Origin of the sequence: Chryseobacterium sp. CFS15, from assembly GCF_031118795.1 — a bacterium.
GTDB classification, from domain to species: Bacteria; Bacteroidota; Bacteroidia; order Flavobacteriales; family Weeksellaceae; genus Chryseobacterium; species Chryseobacterium indoltheticum.
Genome location: NZ_JAVHYL010000001.1, coordinates 443,334 through 469,390, shown reverse-complemented (window position 1 = coordinate 469,390; position 26,057 = coordinate 443,334). Strand labels below are relative to the sequence as shown.

20 protein-coding genes are annotated in these 26,057 nt (G+C 33.6%); 13 read left to right on the top strand and 7 right to left on the bottom strand.

The genetic code is table 11. The features are described 5' to 3' along the window. The first annotated feature begins 106 nt into the window (after nucleotides 1–106). The 3 genes from atpD to OH814_RS02255 all read left to right on the top strand — a co-directional run bounded on the left by atpD (nucleotide 107) and on the right by OH814_RS02255 (nucleotide 2,893). Nucleotides 107–1,615 carry a F0F1 ATP synthase subunit beta gene (gene atpD / locus OH814_RS02265; protein WP_076558435.1) on the top strand — a complete coding sequence of 503 codons (1,509 nt, stop codon included), beginning with the start codon at nucleotides 107–109 and terminating at the stop codon, nucleotides 1,613–1,615. A gap of 82 nt (nucleotides 1,616–1,697) precedes the next feature. Continuing rightward, entirely contained in the window at nucleotides 1,698–1,982 is a 285-nt protein-coding gene (locus OH814_RS02260) for a F0F1 ATP synthase subunit epsilon (protein ID WP_123885005.1), read from the top strand. Between the two features lie 80 nt (nucleotides 1,983–2,062). Beyond that, on the top strand, nucleotides 2,063–2,893 hold the full coding sequence (locus OH814_RS02255; protein ID WP_123885004.1) for a hypothetical protein: 831 nt from the start codon (nucleotides 2,063–2,065) through the stop codon (nucleotides 2,891–2,893). A gap of 199 nt (nucleotides 2,894–3,092) precedes the next feature. Here the strand turns inward: OH814_RS02255 and OH814_RS02250 are convergent, their stop codons facing one another. From OH814_RS02250 to OH814_RS02240, 3 genes are all read right to left on the bottom strand, one after another. After that, nucleotides 3,093–5,288, bottom strand: coding sequence for a B12-binding domain-containing radical SAM protein (locus tag OH814_RS02250; RefSeq protein ID WP_308826936.1), 2,196 nt, complete (start codon nucleotides 5,286–5,288; stop codon nucleotides 3,093–3,095). Nucleotides 5,289–5,577: 289 nt separating this feature from the next. Then, the gene (locus OH814_RS02245; protein WP_115619011.1) at nucleotides 5,578–6,840 is read right to left on the bottom strand and encodes a pyridoxal phosphate-dependent aminotransferase family protein; all 1,263 of its coding nucleotides are present in this window, start codon (nucleotides 6,838–6,840) and stop codon (nucleotides 5,578–5,580) included. Nucleotides 6,841–6,914: 74 nt separating this feature from the next. Further along, the gene (locus OH814_RS02240; protein ID WP_308826935.1) at nucleotides 6,915–7,952 is read right to left on the bottom strand and encodes a cysteine synthase family protein; all 1,038 of its coding nucleotides are present in this window, start codon (nucleotides 7,950–7,952) and stop codon (nucleotides 6,915–6,917) included. A 223-nt stretch (nucleotides 7,953–8,175) separates the two neighbouring features. Here OH814_RS02240 and OH814_RS02235 point away from each other — a divergent pair, with 223 nt between their 5' ends. From OH814_RS02235 to OH814_RS02205, 7 genes are all read left to right on the top strand, one after another. Continuing rightward, the gene (locus tag OH814_RS02235) at nucleotides 8,176–11,661 is read left to right on the top strand and encodes a DUF2723 domain-containing protein (protein ID WP_308826934.1); all 3,486 of its coding nucleotides are present in this window, start codon (nucleotides 8,176–8,178) and stop codon (nucleotides 11,659–11,661) included. 91 nt (nucleotides 11,662–11,752) lie between these two features. Then, nucleotides 11,753–13,243, top strand: coding sequence for a hypothetical protein (locus OH814_RS02230; RefSeq protein WP_308826933.1), 1,491 nt, complete (start codon nucleotides 11,753–11,755; stop codon nucleotides 13,241–13,243). A gap of 108 nt (nucleotides 13,244–13,351) precedes the next feature. Next, nucleotides 13,352–13,882: a DUF1697 domain-containing protein gene (locus OH814_RS02225; protein ID WP_308826932.1), complete on the top strand. Its 531-nt coding sequence runs from the start codon at nucleotides 13,352–13,354 to the stop codon at nucleotides 13,880–13,882. After that, nucleotides 13,879–14,751 (top strand): hypothetical protein, encoded by an 873-nt coding sequence (locus OH814_RS02220; RefSeq protein WP_308826931.1) that lies wholly within the window; start codon nucleotides 13,879–13,881, stop codon nucleotides 14,749–14,751. Before OH814_RS02225 ends, OH814_RS02220 begins: the two co-directional genes overlap by 4 nt. Next, the gene (gene kdsA / locus OH814_RS02215) at nucleotides 14,748–15,557 is read left to right on the top strand and encodes a 3-deoxy-8-phosphooctulonate synthase (RefSeq protein ID WP_076558453.1); all 810 of its coding nucleotides are present in this window, start codon (nucleotides 14,748–14,750) and stop codon (nucleotides 15,555–15,557) included. The genes OH814_RS02220 and kdsA overlap by 4 nt, the downstream gene beginning before the upstream one ends. 43 nt (nucleotides 15,558–15,600) lie before the next feature. Beyond that, nucleotides 15,601–17,829 (top strand): TonB-dependent receptor, encoded by a 2,229-nt coding sequence (locus OH814_RS02210; protein WP_308826930.1) that lies wholly within the window; start codon nucleotides 15,601–15,603, stop codon nucleotides 17,827–17,829. 111 nt (nucleotides 17,830–17,940) lie between these two features. After that, nucleotides 17,941–18,414, top strand: coding sequence for a DUF3347 domain-containing protein (locus OH814_RS02205; RefSeq protein WP_308826929.1), 474 nt, complete (start codon nucleotides 17,941–17,943; stop codon nucleotides 18,412–18,414). Between the two features lie 32 nt (nucleotides 18,415–18,446). On the opposite strand, the gene OH814_RS02200 is transcribed toward OH814_RS02205, so the two are convergent. The 4 genes from OH814_RS02200 to OH814_RS02185 all read right to left on the bottom strand — a co-directional run bounded on the left by OH814_RS02200 (nucleotide 18,447) and on the right by OH814_RS02185 (nucleotide 22,581). Then, entirely contained in the window at nucleotides 18,447–19,565 is a 1,119-nt protein-coding gene (locus OH814_RS02200; protein WP_308826928.1) for an FAD-dependent monooxygenase, read from the bottom strand. Between the two features lie 81 nt (nucleotides 19,566–19,646). Continuing rightward, complete coding sequence (locus OH814_RS02195) at nucleotides 19,647–20,240, bottom strand: hypothetical protein (protein WP_308826927.1); 594 nt, start codon at nucleotides 20,238–20,240, stop codon at nucleotides 19,647–19,649. Nucleotides 20,241–20,453: 213 nt separating this feature from the next. Continuing rightward, nucleotides 20,454–21,320 (bottom strand): RNA polymerase sigma factor RpoD/SigA, encoded by an 867-nt coding sequence (locus OH814_RS02190; protein ID WP_027385416.1) that lies wholly within the window; start codon nucleotides 21,318–21,320, stop codon nucleotides 20,454–20,456. A 469-nt stretch (nucleotides 21,321–21,789) separates the two neighbouring features. Continuing rightward, nucleotides 21,790–22,581, bottom strand: coding sequence for a S1/P1 nuclease (locus OH814_RS02185; protein ID WP_076558463.1), 792 nt, complete (start codon nucleotides 22,579–22,581; stop codon nucleotides 21,790–21,792). Between the two features lie 293 nt (nucleotides 22,582–22,874). Between OH814_RS02185 and OH814_RS02180 the strand changes: the two genes are divergently transcribed. From OH814_RS02180 to OH814_RS02170, 3 genes are read left to right on the top strand one after another with little or no spacing between them, the layout of a single operon-like run. After that, nucleotides 22,875–23,816, top strand: coding sequence for a type VI secretion system baseplate subunit TssG (locus OH814_RS02180; RefSeq protein ID WP_308826926.1), 942 nt, complete (start codon nucleotides 22,875–22,877; stop codon nucleotides 23,814–23,816). A 54-nt stretch (nucleotides 23,817–23,870) separates the two neighbouring features. Next, complete coding sequence (locus OH814_RS02175) at nucleotides 23,871–24,764, top strand: TssN family type VI secretion system protein (protein ID WP_308826925.1); 894 nt, start codon at nucleotides 23,871–23,873, stop codon at nucleotides 24,762–24,764. 31 nt (nucleotides 24,765–24,795) lie between these two features. After that, a complete protein-coding gene (locus tag OH814_RS02170; protein WP_123884991.1) occupies nucleotides 24,796–25,941 on the top strand; it encodes a hypothetical protein in 1,146 nt (381 codons plus the stop codon). The last annotated feature ends 116 nt before the right edge of the window (nucleotides 25,942–26,057 follow it).

Here is a 26,057-nt window from a genome sequence, read left to right as displayed (position 1 = left end):
ATTGTTATATTGCTAATCTGTTAAAAAAAGCATGATAAAAATCTTTTTTTTAGCAATTGCAGGTTTGTGAAGATTCATTATATTTGCACCAAGAAAAAATTTAGCAATGGCAAACCAAATTAAAGGAAAAATTTCTCAAATTATTGGTCCTGTAATCGACGTAGTTTTTAATAATGTAGAAGCTATTCCTAGTATCTATGATGCTTTAGAGATTACAAAAGAAAACGGTGAAAAAGTAGTATTAGAAGTAGAGCAGCATATTGGTCAAGATACGGTAAGATGTATCGCAATGGATGCAACTGATGGTCTTAAAAGAGGCCAGGATGTAATTGGATACGGAAATCCTATTATTATGCCAATCGGTGATGCCGTAAACGGAAGACTATTCAACGTTGTTGGGGATGCTATCGACGGGCTTCAAAATATTTCTAAGGAAGGTGGTCTTCCTATTCACAGACCAGCTCCAAAATTTGATCAACTTTCAACTTCTGCAGAAGTTTTATTCACAGGTATTAAAGTAATCGACCTAGTAGAGCCTTACTCAAAAGGAGGTAAAATTGGTTTGTTCGGTGGTGCAGGTGTAGGTAAAACAGTATTGATTCAGGAGTTGATTAACAATATTGCAAAAGGACACGGTGGTCTTTCTGTTTTCGCCGGAGTAGGTGAAAGAACGAGAGAAGGAAATGACCTTTTGAGAGAGATGCTAGAATCAGGTATTATTAAATACGGTGATGAGTTTATGCACTCTATGGAAAACGGAGGTTGGGATCTTTCTAAAGTAGATTTAGAAGTAATGAAAGATTCTAAAGCTGCATTCGTTTTCGGACAGATGAACGAGCCACCTGGAGCAAGAGCAAGAGTAGCACTTTCTGGTCTTACTTTAGCTGAATACTACAGAGACGGCGGTGAGACAGGACAAGGGAGAGACGTATTGTTCTTCGTAGATAATATCTTCCGTTTTACACAAGCTGGTTCTGAGGTTTCTGCACTTTTGGGTCGTATGCCTTCTGCGGTAGGTTACCAACCAACATTGGCATCTGAAATGGGTGCGATGCAGGAAAGAATTACTTCAACTAAAAATGGTTCTATTACTTCAGTACAGGCGGTTTACGTACCTGCGGATGACTTAACTGACCCGGCTCCTGCTACAACGTTTGCTCACTTAGATGCAACAACGGTATTAGATAGAAAAATCGCTTCATTAGGTATTTATCCAGCGGTAGATCCATTGGCTTCTACGTCAAGAATCTTGGCTCCGGAAATTATCGGTGAAGAACATTATAACTGTGCTCAGAGAGTAAAAGAAATTCTTCAGAGATACAAAGCTCTTCAGGATATCATCGCAATTCTTGGTATGGAAGAACTTTCTGAAGAAGATAAATCTGTAGTTTACAGAGCTAGAAAAGTTCAGAGATTCTTATCTCAGCCTTTCCACGTTGCAGAACAGTTTACAGGTATTCCGGGATCATTGGTAGATATCAAAGATACCATCAAAGGATTCAACATGATTATGGACGGTGAATTGGATCACTTACCGGAAGCTGCTTTCAACTTGAAAGGAACTATCGAAGAAGCGATCGAAGCCGGACAAAAAATGTTAGCGGATAACGCTTAATTAGAAATATAGAATAAAGAAAAAAGAGTAAAGACATTTCTCACTCTTTTTTCTTTTCTCTTTACTCTTTAATCTGAGAAAAATGAATATAAAAATTTTAACACCAGAATACGTAGTTTTTGAAGGAGAAGTAGACTCAGTATTATTGCCTGGAAAAAATGGTGAATTTCACCTGATGAAAAACCACGCAGGAATTGTTTCTTCATTATCTGGCGGTAAAGTAAAGCTTTTTACTAAGTCTGTAGACGAAGCTTATGCTAAAAATTTTACCAAAGAAAATGAAAATCAAAACGAAGTTTTTACGTATCCTATAAAAAGCGGTGTTGTAGAATTTAATCATGATAAAGGTATTATCCTTTGCGAATAATTAAAATCGAAGCTAAATATATTTTCAAAAAAGTGTAACTTTGGTTACACTTTTTTTATGCTTTGTAAAAATCTGATTTTATGAAACAAAGTTTAATCATGTTCTTTACAGTTTTGGGCTTCATTCTAAATGCTCAAATTATTAAAACGAAAAGAGGCATTGTTAGTTTAGACGGAAATCATGTTGCGAAAATATCAAGCAAATCCGGAGAATATACTTTTATGGATTTGAAGGAAACTCCTATTTTTACGATGGAGTTTGTAGATAAAAGCGTAGTAGATTCTGTACGAGATAGTTATGTAAAGTTGAATCGTGTATATAACCGAGAAAAAACTTTGGATATGGATTATATTTCTCCGTCTGCATTTTCCGGTGATGAAAGATCTGCTGTCTATACTTGTATTAAAGCGTTGAAAATTATTGATGAAAGAGGAATCAATGTGAAGAATCTTGATGAACTTTTCAAAAATATGCCTAAACGCAAACTCGATACAAAAACAAAAGAAGCTTATACCACAAGATCTAAAATTGACAGATTAAATATAACCGTTAATAATGTCGGTGAAATTTTAAGCAATGGTGTTCCCGTTGGATATTTCACCAATTTACCTGTAAGTTTTGGTTCTGAAGATACAATTTCAGATAAAACATTTGTGGATATTGAGATATATGATGCTAAAAGTAAATTAATAGGAAGATACAGTACCACGACGAAAAGAATTACGACAGCAGGAGGAAAAGTTTTTACTTTATATAGAGAAATGTCGGGTCGGGCATCTATTTTGAAGTTTCCTACTTACAAAGCACTTGCAGAGAGAATGGCAATTCTTGATCCTAATTTTATTAAAGTTCAGGATAAAATAATTGTAGGTGAAGTGGTAAAAGATGGAGTTGAAAAAGATAAAAAGTAAATTTTTCTGAAATTGATATTGGCCTTAACCGAAAATAAAATCCTGAAATAATTTTCAGGATTTTTTCTCTATTTATAGTTTGTCATTTCGTAGGAATCTCGGCCAATTACTTTATATTAAAAACGCTTAGTTTCCACAGAATGACAAATTGATCTTAATTTTTATATATTTAAAATTGTAAAAGATGAATATTCAAAATTTACAAACTCAAAATAATTCCATTCTCTTTTAGCTGCTGCATCGGTTTTGAAAACCAAAATAATTCAAAATCTTCAAAGTTTTCTTCAAATTGAGTTTTAAGTTGTTGAAGCGTAATACGTTTAGGGTTTTCAAAAGTATTTTCTTTCAAAACTTTAATCAACCATTCAGCCTTTTCCTGCTCTAAATCTACCTTAACAATATTTGTTCGCAAATGGAACGTAATTCTCGTGTACGCCCATGAGTTCTGTTTTTTTGTTTTTATGTAATTCTCAGCGATTACGTTTTTTGCTAAAAATATAATTTTAGAATTTCCTTTAAAACTATATTGATCTTCTTCTAAAAGACAATCGTGAATATAATCCGGATGAATTGTTGTTTTCGGAATTTTAAAATCAAACCAATCCTGCAAAGGAATTTCAAAATTAACGCCATGCATAAAATTGAAAAGCGACTTTTTCAACCCAAAACTAAATTTACTGTGATCGATTCCGGTTTTATCTGTAAAATCAATATCGTTATTGGCAAACTTAATTTCCTGCTTAATTGGAGTAACTCCAAATTCTTCAGGATTTTGTCCGACCGGAGAATGTGCAGTCATGGCAAACTGATGCCAAAAACCACTTTGCAAAATTCCCATTTCAAAAAGCTGGCGAACCATTTCTAACGAATCCACAGTTTCCTGAACAGTTTGAGTAGGGTAGCCATACATCAAATAAGCGTGAACCATAATTCCTGCTTCGGTAAAATTCTTGGTAACTTTTGCCACCTGGTCTACAGAAACTCCTTTGTCAATTAATTTTAACAACCGATCACTCGCCACTTCCAGTCCACCCGAAACCGCAACACAACCCGAAAGTTTTAAAAGAAAACATAAATCCTGAGTAAAACTTTTTTCAAAACGAATATTTGTCCACCAAGTCACCACAAGATTTCTCCGTAAAATTTCTAAAGCAACTTCTCGCATCAGAGCGGGAGGAGCAGCTTCGTCTACAAAATGAAATCCGGTTTCGCCAGTTGTCTTAATTAATTCTTCCATTCTGTCAACCAGAATTTTGGCAGAAATGGGTTCGTAAATTTTAATGTAATCTAAAGAAATGTCACAAAAAGTACATTTTCCCCAATAGCAACCATGCGCCATTGTCAACTTATTCCATCTTCCGTCACTCCATAAACTATGCATCGGATTGGCAATTTCGATGACAGAAATATATTTATCTAACTGTAAATCAGTATAATCCGGAGTTCCTATTTCCGATTGTTTGTAATCTTGTTTGGTGGAATTATTTTTATAAGTAACTTCTTGATTTTCAATTAAAAATGTTCTTTTAAATTGAGATTCTTCGCTTCGTTTAGAATGACAAACACTTTCATACACCAATTCCAACGGAACTTCACCGTCGTCTAAAGTAATGAAATCGAAAAATTCAAAAACTCTTTGATCTTTAATTTCTCTTAATTCAGTATTCGGAAAACCGCCGCCCATCGCAGTTTTGATGTGAGGATAATTTTCTTTTATAAATTTTGCTGACCGAAAAGCTGAATATAAATTTCCGGGAAAAGGAATTGAAAAGCACACCAATTTTGGCAGAACCAATTCTAATTTTTCATAAAGAATTTTTAAAGTAAAATTATCAATAAATGTCTGTGCAGAATTTAATTTTGAATATAATTCATCAAAAGAATTGGCACTTTTTCCTAATCTTTCGGCATATCTGCTAAACCCAAAATCAGAATCTACATTCTCAACAATATAATCTGATAAATCTTCTAAGTACAATGTAGCCAGGTGTTTAGCTTTGTCCTGAAGTCCCATATTTCCGAAAGCAAATTCCATATCATCGAGCTGATTGAATCGGGAAGCTTCTGGCAGAAAATTCATCGAGCAGATCTGTCTTGCCAAAGTAGGATTTTTATTCTGAAGAAATAAAATAACCTGATCAATTGTCTTTAAATATTCATCTCTCAATGCAAAAATTCGCTGTGAGTTTTCTGAGATATTCTGTAAATCAATTTTTGTATTAAAAATCTTTTGAATTCCACTTTTAGAAAATAATTCTAAAATCACTTCAATTCCCAAATCGATCTGATAACTCGTAATATTTTTGGTATTCAGAAAACCTTTAATATAAGCGGTCGCCGGATAAGGAGTGTTGAGTTGCGTGAAAGGTGGAGTAATAAGAAGAAGATCTTTCAAAAGTAATTTTTTGCAAATTTATGGGTTTAAAAGGAAAAGAAAGAAAGTTTTTGACTGATTTAAAAATTAAATAAAAAGAAATTTTTTCGATAGGAATTTTATGAAGCAAAAGATTTCATTTAGATTTGATTGGCTAACTTTTAATACTTATTTGATTGCTGAATTTTTTTGCCACGAATGCACGAATATTTTTTGCGTACGTTAAAGAAATTCGTGCATTCGTGGCGAAAACAAAACAAAAAACCGCCAGAAAATTCTAACGGTTTCATTATTTAATTGAAAATCGAAATTACATTTGTTTGTATTCGATGTTCATTTGTTTTTCCATTTCTGCGTAAGCTCCGGATTCTAATTTTTCTTTGATGCCTTCAAAAGCAGCCAAAGTTTCATTAATTTCTGAATCGGTGTGTGAAGCAGTCGGGATTAATCTCAACAAAATCATTCCTTTTGGAATTACCGGATATACTACAACAGATGTGAATACACCGTAATTTTCTCTTAAATCTTTTGCTAAAAGTGTTGCTTCAATTGTAGTTCCCTGGATGAAAACCGGTGTTACACAAGTATTTGTGTTACCAAGGTTGAAACCTCTTTCTTTCAATCCGTTTTGAAGTTTATTTACGTTTTCCCACAATTTATCTTTAATTTCCGGGCGTGTTCTTAACAATTCCAATCTTTTCAAACCTCCGATTACCATTGGCATTGTTAAAGATTTAGCAAAAATCTGAGAACGAAGATTGTATTTCAAAAATCTGATGATCGTTTCATCTCCAGAAAGAAATGCTCCAAAACCAGCCATAGATTTAGCAAAAGTAGAGAAGTAAACATCAATCTGATCCTGACAGCCTTGCTCTTCACCTGCTCCGGCTCCTGTTTTACCCAAAGTTCCGAAACCGTGTGCATCATCAACCAAAAGTCTGAAGTTGAATTTAGATTTTAAATCACAAATCTCTTTCAGTTTCCCCTGCATTCCTCTCATACCGAAAACACCTTCAGTAATCACTAAAATTCCACCGCCATTTTCTTCAGCCACTTTAGTAGCTCTAGCTAAGTTTTTTTCTAAACTCGCAATATCGTTATGTTTGAAAGTAAAACTTTTCCCCATGTGAAGACGAACTCCGTCAACGATACAAGCGTGAGAATCTGCGTCATAAACGATCACGTCATGTCTTGTCACCAATGCATCGATACAAGAAACCATCCCCTGGTAACCGAAATTCAATAAATAAGCAGCATCTTTCTGAGTAAATTCTGCCAATTCTTTTTCCAATTGCTGATGTTGCTGAGTTTCGCCAGACATTGCTCTTGCGCCCATCGGATAAAACATTCCGAATTCTGCAGCAGCTTTTGCATCAGCTTCCAAAACTTCCGGATGATTACAAAGACCTAAATAGTCATTTGCGCTCCAGAAAATAACATCTTTACCTTGAAATTTCATTCTCGGACCAATCGGACCTTCCAATTTTGGGAATACAAAATATCCTTCTGCATAATCTGCAAACTGACCCAAAGGTCCCGGATTTTGTTTTATTCTTTCAAAAATATCTACCATTGTATGAGTATGTTTTATGTAAAAAAGCCTTTTGTAACGTACTAAAAGGCTTGATTTGTATTAATTTATTTTTCTTATTTGATGAATTCTGTTTTGAAAACTTCATCATAATTGTGGAAACAATTGTTAATGAAACCTTGTTCTTCCATCCATTTGTCGCTGTATACTTTTGTGATATAACGTGAACCGTGATCCGGATAAATCATCACAATAAAATCATTTTCAGTCAGTTCGTGAGATTGTGCATACTGAATTAATCCCTGAGTAACGGCTCCTGTTGTATAACCTCCCATAATAGCTTCTTTCAAAGCAATTTCACGGGTTCTGTATGCAGACATTTCGTCATTTACTCTTACAAATTCATCTACTTTATCGAAAAGAAGAGCAGAAGGGATTAAATTTTTCCCCATTCCTTCAATCTGATAAGGATGAACATCTTCTTTATGAATTTCTCCGGTCTCGTGGTAGCTTTTCAGAATAGATCCGTCAGCATCCACACCGATGATTTTGATGTTTGGATTTTTTTCTTTTAAGAATTTTGCAGAACCGGATAATGTTCCGCCAGTTCCTGTACACGCAAAAAGGTGAGTAATTTTTCCTTCTGTCTGTTCCCAAATCTCAGGACCTGTGGTCTGATAATGGGCATCAACATTTAATTCGTTAAAATACTGATTGATATAAACAGAATTTGGGGTTTCGGCAGCAATTCTCTTTGCTACTTCATAATATGATCTCGGGTCATTCGCAGGTACATTCGCAGGACATATATATACTGTTGCACCAAGAGCCTTCAGATAAGCTATCTTTTCAGCTTTTGTTTTGTCACTTACGGCAAGAATACATTTGTATCCTTTAATGATGCAAACCATTGCAAGTGAAAAACCCGTATTTCCGGAAGTAGTTTCTACAACTACAGAATCTTCCTTTAATAAACCTTTTTTCTCAGCGTTTTCAATAATATGAAGTGCGATTCTATCTTTTGTGGAATGTCCAGGATTATATGATTCTAACTTGGCATAAACTTTAGCAGGAATCTCTTTAGTTACCGTATTAAGTTTTACTAAAGGGGTGTTCCCAATCAAGCCAAGAATATTATCGTAAACATTACTCATTATTTGTTATTTTTTTCAAATAAAATCTGACCGCAAAAATACAAAAAAATAAATAATTTTTAAACTTTTCAGAAATTATAAGTGTTGAAAGTAAAATTATCTCTCTTAGTATTTCAAATACAGTCGCAAAACGCCGTCAAAAAGTAAGCCAGCTTTTAAATTTTGTTAAAATCTGTAGATAATGAAGTAAAAACCTTATTTTCGCACTAATTGATTTTATACTATGAAAAACTGGACTTTTAGGCAATGGAACACCCTCCTCGGATGGGTGACTTTCGTTATTGCATTTTTCACGTACTTATCGACTATAGAACCCAATTTTAGTTTTTGGGATTGTGGTGAGTACATTTCTTCAGCAGTAAAATTAGAAGTAACACATGCTCCCGGAGCTGCATTATTTCAGATTGTGGGAGCAGTAGCTGCCATTTTTGCTTTAGGTAAAGGTGAAAATTATTCTATCGTTATCAACGCAATGTCTGCATTATTCAGTGCATTTACAATTTTGTTTCTGTTCTGGACGATCACTCATTTTGTGAGAAGACTTCTTAATAAAGATTTTGAAGAAATCACAAAGCATCAGGAAATATCTATTCTTTTTGCTGGAGTTATCGGGGCTTTATGTTTTACTTTTTCAGATACATTCTGGTTTTCTGCAGTAGAAGGTGAAGTATACTCAATGGCGTCTATGTTTATTGCGCTTTTAGTTTGGTTAATTACAAAATGGGAAAACGAATATCTTGAGAAAGATAATGAAAGATGGATTATTTTAATCTTTTTCATTTTAGGCCTTTCTGTAGGAGTTCACATGATGGGTATGCTTGCAATTCCTGCAGTGTGCTTAGTTTACTACGCAAGAAATTACAAATTTACCTGGAAGAATTTCATTTTTGCAAACCTGATTACTTTAGGAATTTTAATTATCGTATTTAAAATTATTTTCCCGGTAATCATGTCACTATTCGGAAGACTTGAAATATTCTTTGTGAATGGTTTAGGATTGCCTTTCCATTCCGGAACGATTGCAGGCTTTATCATTATGGTGGCGCTTTGCTATTTCTTTATAAAATATGCGAGACAATCTAAGAAAAATATTTATCAGACCGTAGCTTTATCAGTGGTTTATATGATCATTGGTTTTTCTTGCTGGATGGTAATTCCGATCAGAGCGAATGCAAACCCGCCAATGAACCTTAATGATCCTGATACTGCAATTGGTATGCTTGATTATTACAACAGAGAGCAATACGGAGACTGGCCAACAATCTACGGACAGAACTATACTGCTTTTCTTGATGCAAACGGAATTCAGAAGAATGAAGACGGTAGTTTTAAAACTAAAAAAACAGGCGAAGTTTACGAGAAAGACGAAAAAACAGGAACATACAGAAAAACAAGTGAGCGTTTCAATTATATTTTTGATAAGTCGCATGTGAGTTTAATGCCAAGGATGTTTAATGATGATAAAGATGTAATGAGCAATTACATTTCTATGTACGGTGCGCCAGATTTTCAATTTAATTATGCAAATGAAGATGTTGCAGACAGCCCGGAAGCAAAACAAATTTTTGACGAATTGAGAGCTAAATATGAAGACGGATCAATCACCGCTTCAGATTATTTAAAAGTAAGACCTTATAACTTAATCACTGTTCAAAAGCCATCTTTGATGCAGAATATGGATTATTTTATATCATTCCAAAATGGTTATTATTTCTTAAGATATCTGATGTGGAACTACGTTGGAAGACAAAATGACCTTGAAGGAAACAGCGAAAATACAAAAGGTAACTGGATTTCTGGAATTGCACCAATCGACAATGCCCTTTGGGGAAATCAGGATGCGATGCCTGCAAAATTCAAAAATGAAAGTACAGTAGCATTTTTCTTTTTACCATTATTATTGGGGATTTTAGGATGTTATTTCCAGTTTAGCAGAGACTTCGGAAGATTCTATGCAATATTATCTTTATTTATTTTAACGAGTGTCGGAATTATTTTCTACACCGGAGTAAAACCTTTCGAGCCAAGAGAAAGAGACTACGCAATGGTTGGTTCTTTCTACGCTTTTGCCATCTGGATCGGTTTGGGAGCGGGAGCAATTCTCTGGTATCTGCAGTCTAAAGTAAAATCAAATGCAGCAAATATCGGTTTCGGAGTATTATTATTAGGAATTCCGTTTATGATGGGCTTCCAAAACTATAATGTACACGACAGAAGCAACAGATATACAGCATACGATTATTCTTATTCTGTATTAAAATCATTACCAAAAGAAGATATTTTATTTGTTTATGGTGATAATGATACATACCCTGTTTGGGCAATGCAGGAAACTGAAAGATTCCGTGATGATGTGAAGGTGGTTAACTTTACTTTGCTTTCGACTCCTTGGAATATCGATCAGGTAAAAAGAAAGACATACAATGCAAATGCAATTCCTAGCCAGCTAAATCATGAAGACTACAGAGATGGTGTGAATGACCAGATTTATCTGATGAAAAAGAGCGATTGGAAGAATATCATTTCCAATCTTCAGGATGCGGGAGCTCCGGAAAGTGCGTTACAGCCTTTCCAGAAATATCTGGTTCAGGATTCTATGACTTTGAAGGAAGCAATGAATTTTATTAAAATGAAATCTCCTGAAAAAGATGAAGTTTTAAAAATGATTTTTGGTGAAGAGCGTTACGAAAAATATAATTTTCTTCCGGTAACTAAATTTGTCATTCCGGTAAACAAAGCAAATGCTGTAAAAGCAGGAATAATCAATGCTTCAGATCTTCCGAATGCAGTAGACCAGATTGTCGTTGACTATAAATCTGGAACTTTGTACAAAAATAACCTGATGATGTTTGATATTTTGGCAAACTTCGACTGGAAAAGACCAATTAACTTCTCTTCCGGAGGTGTTTACGAAAGCGAAAATATTTTCTTCTTAGACGATTATCTACAGTTTGATGGTTTCAGCTACAGATTGGTTCCGATCCATACACCGAGAAGCAGTGATGGAGAAATGGGAAGAGTAGATGCAAACTCATTATATAACGTAGTAAAAAATTACAGATGGGGTAATTTCAAAGATTTGAATGTTCATTTCGATGAAACGGCAACTTCAAACATTATGAGCTACAGAAGCTCTGCAAGTAGAGCAGCAGCAGCTTTGGCATTATCTGGACAAAAAGCAAAAGCTTTAGAAATATTAGATATTGCAGCAAAAGAAATTCCTGCTGACAAATACAATGATCCTCGTTCTTTAAGCTCAATGGTTTACGGATATATCGTTGCAGGACAAGAAGAAAAAGGCTTAAAATTGGCTGAAATTCTTAAAAAAGGAATCTTTGAAGAATATGATTATTATCTGTCTTTAAGTCCGGCTGAACAGAGATTTGTAGGAAGACCAATGAGATCAAAACCTATGGAATATTCATTAGTTGTGACTTCGGTAACCGATGCTTACAAAAAAATAGGTCAGAACGAGAAAGCTTACAACTATCTTGTGAAATCTATTGAGCCGATTGATAAGAAATTTAATGTATTCATTAAAGATCTTCAGCAAATGGGCAAAGAGAAAGCAATGAAAGAATCTGAAAAAGTACAGAGAATTACACCTTTCTATCAATATTTGTTTGATGTGATGGAACCATTTGACTCCACTTATTCTAAAGAAAAAGAAGATCAGATTACCACAGCAATTATTAAAGCAACTCAGTAAAATAAATACTAAAAACGGAACTTCGGTTCCGTTTTTTTATGTTTGATATTCCTGAAATTTAGGATTATCTTTGTGTAACTAAAAAAACGCAATGGCTGAATCTCAAAACAAGAATCTCCCAATCTACGCCGTATTTTTTGCAATTATTGCAAAGCTTTATTTTTTGCTGACGCATCACATTCAGGAAGATGCATTTATCACCTGGAGAGTTGCTCAAAACCTGATGGATTATGGAGTAATCGGCTTCAACGGAGCTACAAAAATTTCAGCATCCACAACACATTTGTACGTTTTTGTTTCATATATTTTTAACCTGATTTTCGGTAAAGAAAACTTTATAGAGCCGTTGCTTATTTTCAATACCACGCTTTTCACCATTGGAAGTTTATTTCTGTCACATCTTTTATTTAAAAACAATTGGCATAAAGCAATTTTCATCTTTTTATTTGGAATTTTACCACCTTCCATAAAAATCTCGATTCTCGGAATGGAATACGGAATCTTGTTCTTCCTTGAAATGGCATTGCTGTATTATGGTTTTAAAAAAGAAAAAAAATGGGCTTTTATTTTACTTCCCACATTCATATTATTCACAAGAATTGACACCGTTATTTTTCTCGGAATCGTATTTTTAGTGGATATTTTTTGGAACAAAAAAATCAGATGGAGTTATATGTTAGGTGGGTTTTTGGGAGTTGCTGTCTGTATTTCTTTCAATTGGTTTTATTTCGGTGAATTGGTCAATAATACAATTGTTGCAAAAAAGTTAGCGTATGACAAAGTATTTACTTTACAGCAAAATATAGAATATTTCAGAGTAAACTACGGAAACTTTTGGGGAATGTTAAAATTGCCTGGAGATTTTAATCCGATTACTATTGTAATTGCTCTTTTTGAACTTCTTTGTTTTATTTATTTAATAAGGCAGCGTGAAAAAAGAAATTATTTTCTTTGGATAATTTTTCTTTTCGCATGGACAAAACAAATTGTTTTTCTTTCACAAAAAAGCTTGTTCGATTGGTATTACTGGGTTCCGCAGATTTTACTTTTTGTTCCGGTTTTGATCTTTGTTTTAGAACAGAAAGTGAAGAGACATCTTTGGCTGACTTTATTGATTTTGATTTATATATTACCGATGCTGGCTTTCCAAACCGTACATTCTATTGCAACAGGAAATGGCGAATGGAACTACAGAAGAACGATCGGATTGTTTCTCAATGTCTACGAGAAAGATAAAAAACAATGGATTTTGCTAGAACCAGCTGGCTATGTTCCTTATTTTTCTGGTTTAAAAACGATTGATGAAGTCGGATTGGTTGACAAACAAATTCAGGAAGAAATAAAAAAAGATAAACCCAATTATTGGTTAAACACCGTTAAAAACAGAAAACCGAAATATTTACTTTCCTACATTAATCTTTTTGAAGGTAAAGATTCGGTGTATTATAAAACACATTACCGTCTTTTGAACGAATTCAGAATAGATAATCATCTGAAAAGTGAATATCCTATTTTAGAAAAAATTTATAAGCTGAAACCGTCGGGAACAGACTATAATCTGTATGAAAAAATAAAAAAGTAATTTGGCTGGAAGCTGGATGTGGGATATTGAAAGTTTACAACTTAATGTATATTTTCAACATTTTAAAAAAACTAAGATAAGTCTAAACCTTAAACTCAACCTAAATTTATGCAATATTGTGCTTTTCTCCGTGGCGTCAATGTAAAAGGAAGCAATATGAAAATGGCGGAAGTCTGCCAAGTTTTCAAAGATGCAGGAATGGAAAATGTAAACTCGGTTCTAGCTTCGGGAAATATCATTTTTAGCTCAGATAAGAATAAAGATGAGCTTAAAACGGTTCTCGAAAAAGCAATGTCTGAATATTTTAATTATGAAGCATTCTTATTTGTAAAGACAGCAGATGAAACAGGGGTATATTGGGTTAAAAATCCTTTTGATAAAATTGATGAGTTTCATACATACGCTTTTGTAGGAAGCGAAAATGTAGAGAATATACTAATGAATGAGTTTAAAAATGCTTCAAAATCTGAAAATGAAAAAGCGAAAATTGTTGATAATATCTTTTATTGGCAGGTTTCAAAAGGAAATACATTAGACTCCAGCTTTGGAAAAGTTTTAGGTAAAAAAAGTCTGAAAGATCAGTTTACCAGCAGAAATATTAATACTTTTGAGAAGATTTTGAAAAAAATACACTTATGAAAAAAATATTTATTAGTTCACTAGTTACATTAAGCTTATTTGCTTATTCTCAAAAGTTTTCAGACTTGAAATTTGAAACTAACGTTCCGGATGCAGAAAACCATTATATCGTTTTGCCTGTAAAACAAGGTGAAAAGAAATTTAATTTTGGATTTATGTATTTTGACGAAGCCGCAGGCTACACGTTTGATTATATGGGGGATCTTTATGAAGAAGATGGTGTATTAAAATTTAGAGAGAGAGAAAATGCTAAAGCTTCATCAATGAAAGTTAGGATTGAAAACCTTTCATTTAAAAGTGCTATAGTTTTAGACGAGATGCTGAAAAAATTTAGTTTACCAACTCAGCCTGAATGGTTAAAAATTTACTTAAGCTCTGCACCCGAAAATGAAAAATCTCTGCGAAGAGCTAGTTTAATGAATGGAGCAAATTTCCCTCAATTGGCATTACCAAAACTTCTTCAACTTTATAATAATAATTACCGAACAGAAGCGTTATATTTCGAATTGGTTTTTTCGTATAATGCAATGGGGAAATTTGCAGAAGCTGAAAAGATTTCTGCTGAAGCAATAAAGAATAAAAAGGCAGATGATCTTGTAAAAAAAGAATATATTTATGCACTTGTACATCAAGAGAAATTAAAAGAAGCAGATGATTTTTTAACTAAAAATTTATCCTCTTTTACTACAGAAAATAATAAAATTGAAGCGATGATAAACACTATAGCATCTAGTGCTCACAATAGCAATTTTATAATTGCTGAGAAGTGGTTAAAAGAACTGAAATCTCAACCCAATATCAATCGTTATCAAAAAAATATCAATCAATTAGAAAGTATAATTAAAGAAAAACAAAGCAAAGTTCAATGATTCAACATTTAGATAACATACAGCACAAAGACTCAAAAAACTTTTTCTTAATTGCAGGACCATGTATTATTGAGGGCGAAGATATGGCATTAAGAATTGCCGAAAAAGTAATTGAGCTAACCAATAAATACAATATTCCTTATATTTTTAAAGGAAGTTTTAAAAAAGCAAACCGAAGCAGAGTCGATTCTTTCACGACAATTGGTGAAGAGAAATCTTTGGAAATTCTTAAAAAAGTAGGAGAGACGTTCAATATTCCTACAACAACTGATATTCACGAAAATGAGCATGCTGCTCTTGCTGCACAATATGTTGATGTTCTTCAGATTCCGGCATTTCTGGTTCGTCAGACCGATCTTTTGGTTGCAGCAGCTGAAACAGGAAAATGTGTAACGTTGAAAAAAGGGCAATTTCTTTCACCGGAATCAATGAAATTTGCAGTTCAGAAAATTACAGATTCAAACAACGAAAAGGTGGCGATCATTGAAAGAGGAAATTCTTTCGGATATTCTGATTTAATCGTTGATTACAGAGGAATTCCTACCATGAGAAATTATGCGCCGGTAATTCTGGATGTTACGCATTCTTTGCAACAACCCAATCAAAGTTCGGGAGTGACAGGAGGAAGACCAGATTTAATCGAAACCATTGCTAAAGCTGGAATTGTAGTAGGAGCAGACGGGCTTTTCATTGAAACCCATCCAACTCCGGAAACAGCACTTTCTGATGGCGCCAACATGTTAAGACTAGATTTATTAGAAGATTTATTGCAAAAACTAACAAGAGTAAGAGAATCTATACTATAATTGTTAAAAAATACTTAATTTTAGAAATTATAAATAATTCCTTTTGAAAAAACTAGTTTTGCCACTAAGCCTTATGGTGCCGGTTTTGATATTCTCACAATCAAGAAAAAGAGATACCACGACGACAAGGGTTACCAATATTGAGGAAGTTGTTTTCCAGAAAAAAGTTACCGGGAAAACCAACGATGTTACCGCAGTAAGAATTTCAGCCAAAGACGCCAAAAATGTCGCAAGTATTTCTGGCGGTGTAGAAGGAATGTTAAAAACACTTCCGTCGGTAAATTCAAACACTGAGCTTTCTTCACAATACATGGTGCGTGGTGGAAACTATGACGAAAACCTTATTTACATCAACGATATTGAAATTTACAGACCTTTCCTGATTAGAAATTCTCAGCAGGAAGGTTTAAGTATTATCAATCCGGATATGGTTTCGGCAGTTAACTTTTCAGCGGGAGGTTTTGAACCGAGATATGGTGATAAAATGTCTTCTGCTTTAAATATTTATTATCGTGAACCTAAAAAGTTTGAACTTTCAGGTGAAGCGAGTTTAATTGGCGGAAGATTAACGACAGGTTTTGCATCCGGAAAAGAAGACGAAAACGGAAACAAAAAATTTACGGCTTTATTTTCGGGAAGATACAGAAATACCAATCTGGTTCTGAATACCTTAAATGAAGATACCGATTTTAATCCTACATATTATGATTTTCAGTCGTATCTGAATTATCATGTTAACAGTAAACTTTCACTTTCATTTATCGGATATTATTCTAAGAATGATTACGAAATGGTTCCTAAAGAACGTAGTGTAGATTTTGGAACGATAAACCAGCCAATTAATCTGTCTGTTTTTTATAATGGTAAAGAAAATGATCAATATAAAAATATGATGGGTACTGTTTCTGTAAACTATAAACCGTCGGATAAATGGAGATTTACACTAGACAGTTTTTCTTATCAGAATCGTGAAAGAGAATATTATTCTATTGCATCAAGTTATATTCTGCAGACTTTTGACCCAATTACAGGAAATCCGATAACGTCTTATGATGTGGGTGGACAAATAGAGCATGCCAGAAATGATCTTTTTGTAAGAACATACGGAGCACAGTTAAGAGCCCGTTTTTCACCGAATGTGAATACGGACGTTGAATTTGGTTTTAAATATGAAAAAGAAAATCTTCGAGATTTAACCAACGAATGGAAGTTAGTAGACTCTTCGGGGTACAGCATTCCGCATCCGGTTGATGATCCTAGGTTTCCGGATGCTTCAGATTTAGATCTATTTTACAGTATTTCAGGAGCTAACCATATTCAGCCAACAAGATTATCGGCTTATGCACAGTATTCTCAGAAGTTTTACTGGGGTGCAAGTAAAGTTTTGGTAAATGGTGGAGCAAGAGTTGCACACTGGAGTTTCAATGATGAAACTATTTTCTCACCAAGAGCTCAGTTTGCGATAAAACCTGATTGGAATACAGAAATGTGGTTCAGGCTTTCTGGAGGTGTTTATTATCAGGCTCCTTTTTATAAAGAAATTAAAGATCTGAACGGTAATTTTAATCCTAATATAAAATCTCAGCGATCAATTCAGGCAATTTTAGCCAATGAAACCGAGTTTGAGTTTGAAAACAGGCCATTTAAATTAACGACAGAATTATATTACAAAAAGATGGATAATGTAATTCCTTATTATATGGATAATGTGAGAATTCGCTATTCTGGTCAAAATAATGCTTCAGGTTACGCTTACGGGATTGATACAAGATTATTCGGCGAGTTTGTTCCTGGTGTAGATTCTTGGCTTTCTGCAAGTTATGCACGAGTTTTTGAAAATATTGATGGAAGAGGAAATATTCCGAGACCAACAGATCAGAGATTCAGATTTGCGATGTTTTACCAGGATTATATGCCTAAATTTCCACAAATGCGTGTGAATCTTACCTTAACTTACGCAATGGGATTACCAAACGGAGCACCGGTTTTTACAGATCCTTATCAGTATCAGAAAACTTTGCCTTCTTATAAAAGGGTAGATTTAGGACTTTCGTATGCATTTGTAGATGCTGAAGCAAAAAAACAAACCTATGGTTTCTTGAGCAATTTTGATGAATTAACTTTAGGTGTTCAGGTTTTCAATGCATTTAATATCAATAATACAATTGCTAATCAATGGATTACCGATGCGAATAGTAGTATCATGTATCCAGTTCCGGTACGTTTGACGGGAAGATTTTTTAATGTAAAGCTTGAATTTAAGCTTAAATAAAATATATAAAAGTTTTTTGCCACGAATACACGAATTTTGTATTTAAATTAATTTGTTAAAAATGATTCGTGCATTCGTGGCATTTAAAAAACCATAATTTGTGAAATTAAAATGAAAAAACATATCATCACCTTTTTGTTTTCAGTATTTGTCCTTTTATCTGCAAACGCGCAAACGAAAGCAAACCCTCAATTATCAAAACTATATCAGAATTACATTTCTGTAAAATCTGCTTTAGCTTCTGATGATTTTAAGAAAACTTCAGTTGCAGCAGGAGAATTTCTTAAAACTGTATCTTCAATAAATTCAAAATCTTTAGATGAGAAAAAATTGAATTCATTAAAATCTGATGCAAAAATAATTTCTTCAGCAAAGAATATCGATGCACAGAGAAAACCGTTTTACAGATTATCTGAAGTAATGATTACCGTGGCTAAAGAAAACAAGATTTCGGATAAAACCATTTTTGTACAATATTGTCCGATGGCTGAAGGCAGCTGGCTGAGTAACGAAAAACAGATTATCAATCCTTACTACGGAAGCTCAATGCTTAAATGCGGCTCAGTAAAATCTGAAATAAAATAATAAAAAAAGAAACTCAAATTGAGTTTCTTTTTTTATATCTCCAGTTTTAAAATCTTTTCTACCATTTTCTGATTAATACTTTCAGGAATTGAGCACATCAAAAAATTCCGGATCTGATTTCCTTTTTCCCACTGAGAAATTTTTCCGATTGTCCAGCTGTTTTTAACGATCGTATCAACTTTTTTTCTTCTGATTTTCTGAAACTCTTCAAAGACTGAATTAAAATCTCTATTTCTTCCTAACAATTTTCCAATGACATACGCATCTTCAATCGACTGACAAGCGCCTTGTCCCATATTTGGAGTAGTTGCATGAGCTGCATCACCAATCAGACAAAGATTTTCAGCAAACCATTTAGGAATAGGAGCGAGGTCGATGATATCATTCAGAATAATATTTTCCGGTTTTGTTGCTTCTAAAATTTGCAAAACCAATGAGTCAAAATCTTTGAAGGTTTCAATTAAATCAAGGTTTTCTCTGAACTTATTTTCATTCACCAAAGCATACCAATAGACTTTTTGATTTGAAGTTTTCACAAAACCAAAACGTTTTCCTTTTCCCCAGATTTCCAACGCATGATTGTTGTATTTTTCGGGAAGTTCGAAATTGGTTAAGCCGCGCCAACATTTTTGACCAGCATTTCTGATATTTCCAGTTTTAAAAATCTGATTTCTGACTTTAGAGTGAATTCCATCGGTTCCAAAAACGATTTTACTTTCTGCTGTAAAACCATTTTCAAACCCTAAAAGATAATTTTCTTTTTTATGAATTTGCTGTAAAGAATGATTAAGTTTAATGTTTTCAAAACCTAAATTTTCAGCTAAAATATTTTGAAGTTCGGCACGGTGAATCGCAACATTACAAGAATTGAATTTCTTTTCTAAAGCTAAAACATTCGTTGTAGAAATAATTTTCAGCTTTTCATCTGTAATAAAGATTCCGTGAATTTTATTTCCTGCATTTTCAATTTTCTCTTTTAAACCCAATTTGTCAAAAATCTGCATCGCATTCACAGCCATCATAATTCCTGCTCCGACAGGTTTTATTTCTGGTGCAGATTCATAAATGGTGAAATCAAAATTTTGTTGCTTAAGAATGTTTCCTAGAGTTAAGCCGCCGATTCCTGCTCCGATGATTGAGATTTGATTCATTGTACTTTATTTATAAGCCGCGAATTCACAAATAATTTTAAATTACATATAAAAAAAAAATCGTGCATTCGTGGCAAAGATTTACTTCAAGTTTTTCAATTCATTCAACAATTGATTTTGCTTGTTGATGAAATTATTTAAGCTGTCCGTTTTCAAAGGATGAGCGTTTTGATATTTTTCAATTTCAGGAAGTGTTTTTTTGATTTTGAAAGTAATGTACTGATCTTCTATAGTGCTACTGTTTTGATTAATTTTCACAATTAAATCTTTGACTTTTTTTGTTTTTAAATCATATTTTTCAGAACTAAATTTAATTTCTCTTTCAATTTCTTTTTTCATCAAAGAATCATTGATAGATCTGGTTAATTGTTTTGCATCATTATAATAACTATCAGACTTATAAATTATTTTTTCATATTCAGAAATTGTAGATTGAGTTTCAGTTCTTACTTTTTCAATTCTTTGTTCTAAATCCTGTAATTTTTTGTCGTTTTTGAGGAGTTCAGAATAAATTTCAAGAACCATATTTCCTTTCCCCCGTGCACTTTTTAATGAATTTGAAACTGATGATTCTACATTATCAACCGCATTATTTTCTAACGGATTATTTTCTGATTTTTTTGAACAAGAAACTATTAATAAAAATAGAGTACAAGTAATAAGTATTTTTTTCATATATGTTTTTTTATTGGGTTTTTATTTTGACGATGAGAGAAATCTCTTAATCTTCTATTTATTGTAGAGATTCTTCACTCCGCTAAGCTTCATTCTGAATAACAGACGTTATGGTTAATTCATTATCTTAATGAGTTGAAGATACTCAAAAATTGTCACAAAAAAACGGAGTCTGAAAAATCAAACTCCGCTAATAATTATGTAAACTAAAAATTATTTACCTAAATAAGATTTCAAAATCTTACTTCTGGTATTGTGTTTTAGTCTTTTAATTGCTTTTTCTTTAATCTGACGAACTCTTTCTCTGGTAAGATCAAAAGTTTCACCGATTTCCTCCAAAGTCATTGGATGTTTTCCGTTCAATCCGAAATACAATCTTACCAAATCTGCCTCTCTCGGTGTTAAAGTGTTTAATGCTCTTTCAATCTCAATTTGAAGAGATTCAAGCATCAAATCTTTATCCGGGCTTGGAGATTCTCCAGAACGTAAAACGTCATAAAGGTTAGAATCTTCACCTTCTACCAAAGGCGCATCCATAGACAAATGTCTTCCGGAGTTTTTCATAGATTCTTTGATATCTTCCTCGCTCATGTCAAGAACTTCAGCCAATTCTTCCGGAGAAGGTGGTCTTTCGTTTTCCTGCTCAAGGTGAGCGTAAGCTTTGTTGATTTTGTTGATCGATCCAATTTTGTTCAATGGCAATCTTACAATTCTCGATTGCTCTGCCAAAGCCTGTAAAATCGACTGACGAATCCACCAAACTGCATAAGAGATAAATTTGAAACCTCTTGTTTCATCATATCTTTTTGCAGCTTTCATTAATCCTAAATTCCCTTCATTAATTAAATCGGGCAAAGAAAGACCTTGGTTTTGGTACTGCTTAGATACAGAAACTACGAAACGAAGGTTGGCTTTGATTAATTTTTCCAATGCGGCTCTGTCACCTGCACGAATTCTCTGCGCCAAATCTACCTCTTCGTCTGCCGTAATTAGTTCTACTTTACCAATTTCCTGCAAATACTTGTCTAGTGAAGCGGTTTCCCTGTTGGTAACCTGCTTGGTTATTTTTAATTGTCTCATTTATTTTATGCTCAAAAATAGAGTTGCTATTACATTATACGTTCGAAACATTAAAAAGGTTACACAAGTTACAATAATTTTTTATTCAGTTAAGATAATGTTGAGAATTTAGTTGTAGATTATCTGAAATTTTTTATAAAGAGCTTTTTCCCGCTATCCACTGTATCTTTTTGGTACCGATCTCCGCTTCGCTACGTCCGCCACCAAAAAGGATGTCGTTACTATCGGGGCTATGGTTGTAGTCATAAATTCAACATTCGGAAAAATATCCGCATAGTTTGTCATCCTGAAAGGATCTAAACTTGAATGTTTTCATTCTTTTTCTAATATTATATTGAGATGCTTCCAGCATGACAAAGTATTATAAATTATTACATTTAAAACAAAAAAGCGAAACCGAAGTTCCGCTCTATAATTTAAGGTAAAAATAAAATTGACTTTTAAAATTTACCATTGACTATTCACTTTTTTAGAATAAATCGTTTAATAATTTGGCCAATCTTAAACCTCCGTAAAGAAGTTGTCTTTCCATGGTATCATTAAATTTATACTGATAATCATAAGACAATTTTGATCCGTCCGGCGTTTGAGCATAGATTTTATTGGCAATCTGATGAGAATCGTACAACCAGTTTTCTAAAGTCCCGGATTGAATTTGTTTTACTTCATCTTTAGATTTAATATCTAAAAGCTTTGCATATTCTGTGTAGCTGTATTTTTGTGAATCTACTAATTTTCCGTCCCAAACTGAATGAAGATTTGTTTTATCACCAAAATAAGTAACGTTGATTTTGTTTCCACCCAAATCTTCAGATCTTCCGGTGTGCATTGGCTGTGCCAAGTCTCCCATCATATGAATAAGGAATATCAAAGCAATTTTTCTGTCTTTTTCAGAAGTTTTTTCATCCTTGATCTGACTCGATAATACTTTGATCTGCGAATAAAGATTGGCTCCGGCCTGAGCTTTCAAATCTTTTTCAAACGCTGTAAAATCTGTTTGTGGATCAATGTTTACATAATGCCATGCTGAAGCTTGTTTCCAGGCTCCCGTGGTATCAGATTTAATAAAATCTGGCCAGTTTGCCCAATACGCCATTCTTTCTTGCCCCAACATTTTTCTGATTTCTCTCTTTGCTTTTCCCGAAAGATGATTTTCTGCAATCTCCGCAATCACTCGATGACCCGTTAATCCCCATGCATAAGAATAAACTGAACTTGCAACGAATGCCAAAAGCAAAATTTTAGAATAAATACTTTTCATTTCTTTAATTAATTTTCGAGTTGCAAATATAAGTCAGCCACATGGAAATTTAGCTTTAAAATGATTTTTTGTTGGTTGGGGAACTGTTAATTTTACGTAAAGTATATTTCCAAATATCGCCGTAATTTCCATTAAATTTAAAACATTTCTATTTTAATAAAGATTAATACATAAGGAAATCAATAATTTATATTAAATTACATCATTAAACATAAAAATTTGAGATAAATACTTTTTCAATATAAAGAGATATTTTATCTTTACGATACCAAACATGATCACAGGAAAAAAATATGTACGATAACAGCACGATAGATATGCATTACAACAAGCTGCAGACAGATTTTAAAGCTGAAGCAGTTGCTGTAAATCTCTTAAAATATCACAGATCTGTAAGCAATATTTTTATTGACAGAATAGGAATAAACGACAGAGCTTATCTTAAAGACATTAAAAGTATTTCAAGTCATTACTTAGGTTTTGACGAGGAAGTTCTCAATATTAAAACGTATCGCGAAGGCATTTACGATTATCTTCCGGAAGGTGTTTTTCATCCGCCGTCACTCAATACATCAAGAAAAAATGTAGAAGGTGTTGTAAAAGAAATTCGTAAACAGAAACGGATAGAAGACGATGCGCGAAAGTTTTTCAGGCCTTTTGAATTAGAAATTTTTTTCACTGAAATAAGTGCTTTACTCAAAGAATATGATTTCGATCTGGCGAGTGATACCGATTCACTTCTTAATATCTTCAGTGAACTTTGGCCAATCATTAAAATGCTGGACAAGCAGAATGCGTACATTTTTCTTCATGTTTTACCATTTTTCCACCAGATCAGAGGCAATAAAAAATGGTTTGAACGTTGCATGACTGCGTTTCTGAAAGTTCCCGTTGAGATTACTTTTACGCCCAATGAAATCGACAGAATGAAAGAAGACGATTCATCAATACTTCTGGGAAATTCAAGATTGGGTGTCACTTACATTGCAAGCGGAAAACATATGGATGGCGAAAGAAACTGGATTGTAAATATAGGCCCGATCCCGTATGACGAGATGAAAAATTATATTCCCGGTCATCCTTTTAGAAAAGTTTTACAGGCTTTGTACGATTATTGCCTCCCTGTTTCTGCAGATATTGAAGAAAATTTTATCACAGAAAAAAGAGATTATTCTTTTGTGTTGGAAGACGATCAAAGAAATACAAACAGGCTTGGTTATTCTACTTTTCTGTAAAATATTTTAATTATATTTACATTCATCAATCAAACTAAATATTAAAAGAAATAAATGGAAATTTCTTCAGTAAAAGGTATATTTTTAAGGTATATTTTGGTCCCGCTTATTGCTGTTATCATGATGGTAATTTTGGGGGTCATCAGAAAAAACAAACCTGCCATAAAAATCAGAGTTATTATTGTTTATGTACTCTTGTGCAGTTTGTGTCTTGCTCTGCCTGGTCTTTTCGGCTTTTCAGGAAATTCGTTTAATCCGTATTGGTATCTTATTTCTCAGATAATTTATCTTATTTTCGGGATTATTCATGTCAATTTAATGCATACGTTTTTCAGAAAGCACTTTCAGTCGCAGACTACAAGCATTACTTTCGAGTCTATATTGTCGGTAACTTGTGCTCTTGTGGGGGCTTATCTTTTTGTTCTTATTTTCGGATTGATCAGTAAAGGAGCAGGATATCCTGTAATGTCTGCAACCAGTGTACTTATATTTTTTGTGCCGTTGGTATTCTATTATTGCTACATTCAGTTTATCAGTATTCCTGTTGATATTTATAAAACATGGAGATACTCTCCGGATCAGAAACCACCCGATTTTGACGGAGCAGACTTTGACCGTTTAATGGTTTTAAATGTTGAATTGAGCAAAAATCTGGAAGATGCAAACCGTTTTAGAATTAAGGCTAAAACTTTACCGACCGGAGTAACTTTTGGAGACTGGTTTTTCCGTGTTGTTGACGATTACAATCACAAAAACCCTAAATCAATTATTCATCTTACAGATGAGCAAAGACAACCTTATTACTGGATATTCTATACTAAAAAATCGTTTTTCAGTTTTAGAAAATACATCGATTTCGATCTGGATATTACAACGAATACTATTTCGGAAAACGAAGTGGTAATTTGTAAAAGAGTTATTCAGCACGAAGAAGAAGGAAAAAGATAAATAAAAATCACACAAATAACAATATTACAATATGATACAGCCCATAAAACATTTTGCTATCAACTGGGTTGATGGAATGAAAGTTTCGCAGAAACATCTCAACGACCAGGATAATTTTTTAATAGATACGATAAGAGACGGTAATTCGCTTGGGATAACCAATTATAACTACGGTTTGCTGCCTCTTTCGAATGAGTTTACCGATAAAACTATTTTTGATGTTCACAATACAGCAACCAACGATGTGCAATTATTTATTAAAAATTGCAGTGCTGTAACGTTGGCAGGCTATAGATTGGAATTGAAAGACAGGAGAGTGAGCGTAAAATCTTTAGCTAAATCTTTAAATCTTGATGAAAACCAGATGGATGGAGAATATTATATTTTAATATCCGTAAATCCGTTTGATAAAGTACCTTTTGGAGATATTGATCCTGAAGAAATTCCGCCAAGACATCCGAATTCACACGCCAATTATCATATCGAATTGCTTCCGGTAAGTTCACTGAACAGTAATCATTCGGGAGGAAATTATTTGGTAGTGGGAAAGGTTGATTTCAAAGGCAATATTGCTCAGGTAAACACCAATTTTATTCCGCCGTGCACTTCGATTCAGAGCCATCCGGTTTTAATTGATTATTACAACGGATATGCAAAATCTATTGGAAATTTACAGCAATACGCATTTAAAATCATCCAGAAAGCTTCACATAAAAACCAGAATACAGCTTTAGCATTGAATGTAAAAGCTTTGTGTAATGTATTGGTCAATACTTTTGGAGATATGTATTTTCAGTTCAGGAATATTATTCCGTATCAACCGCCGGTTTTCTTGATCGAAACTTTTGCTACACTAGCTTTAAGAATGTACAATTCAACACAGATTTTAGTTCCCGGAGAATTGGAAGAGATGCTGAATTATAGCTTAGAATGGAGCGAAATTGCACCGCACACTTTATTAAATCAGCTTTCTACTGTTGCAGAAACCAATTATGACCATCACAATTCCGGCGAACCACTTTTATACATCAGTCAGATGCTGAGAAGCCTGGAAACTATTTTCTCAAAACTGAGCGAACTGGATTACATCGGACAGAGAAAAGAAAATATCATTGTTAATGAACAGGAAGTTTCTTCAAACACCAATCCAAAAAGAGGTTGGAGTGTTTTAGATTAACAAAAATCATTTTTTAAATAAATAAATCCCGATACTTCAAATTCGGGATTTATTGTATAAAATTGTCTGCTCTAATTAGAAGAAAAAGTAAACACGATCTTGTCATTCTGCAAGAA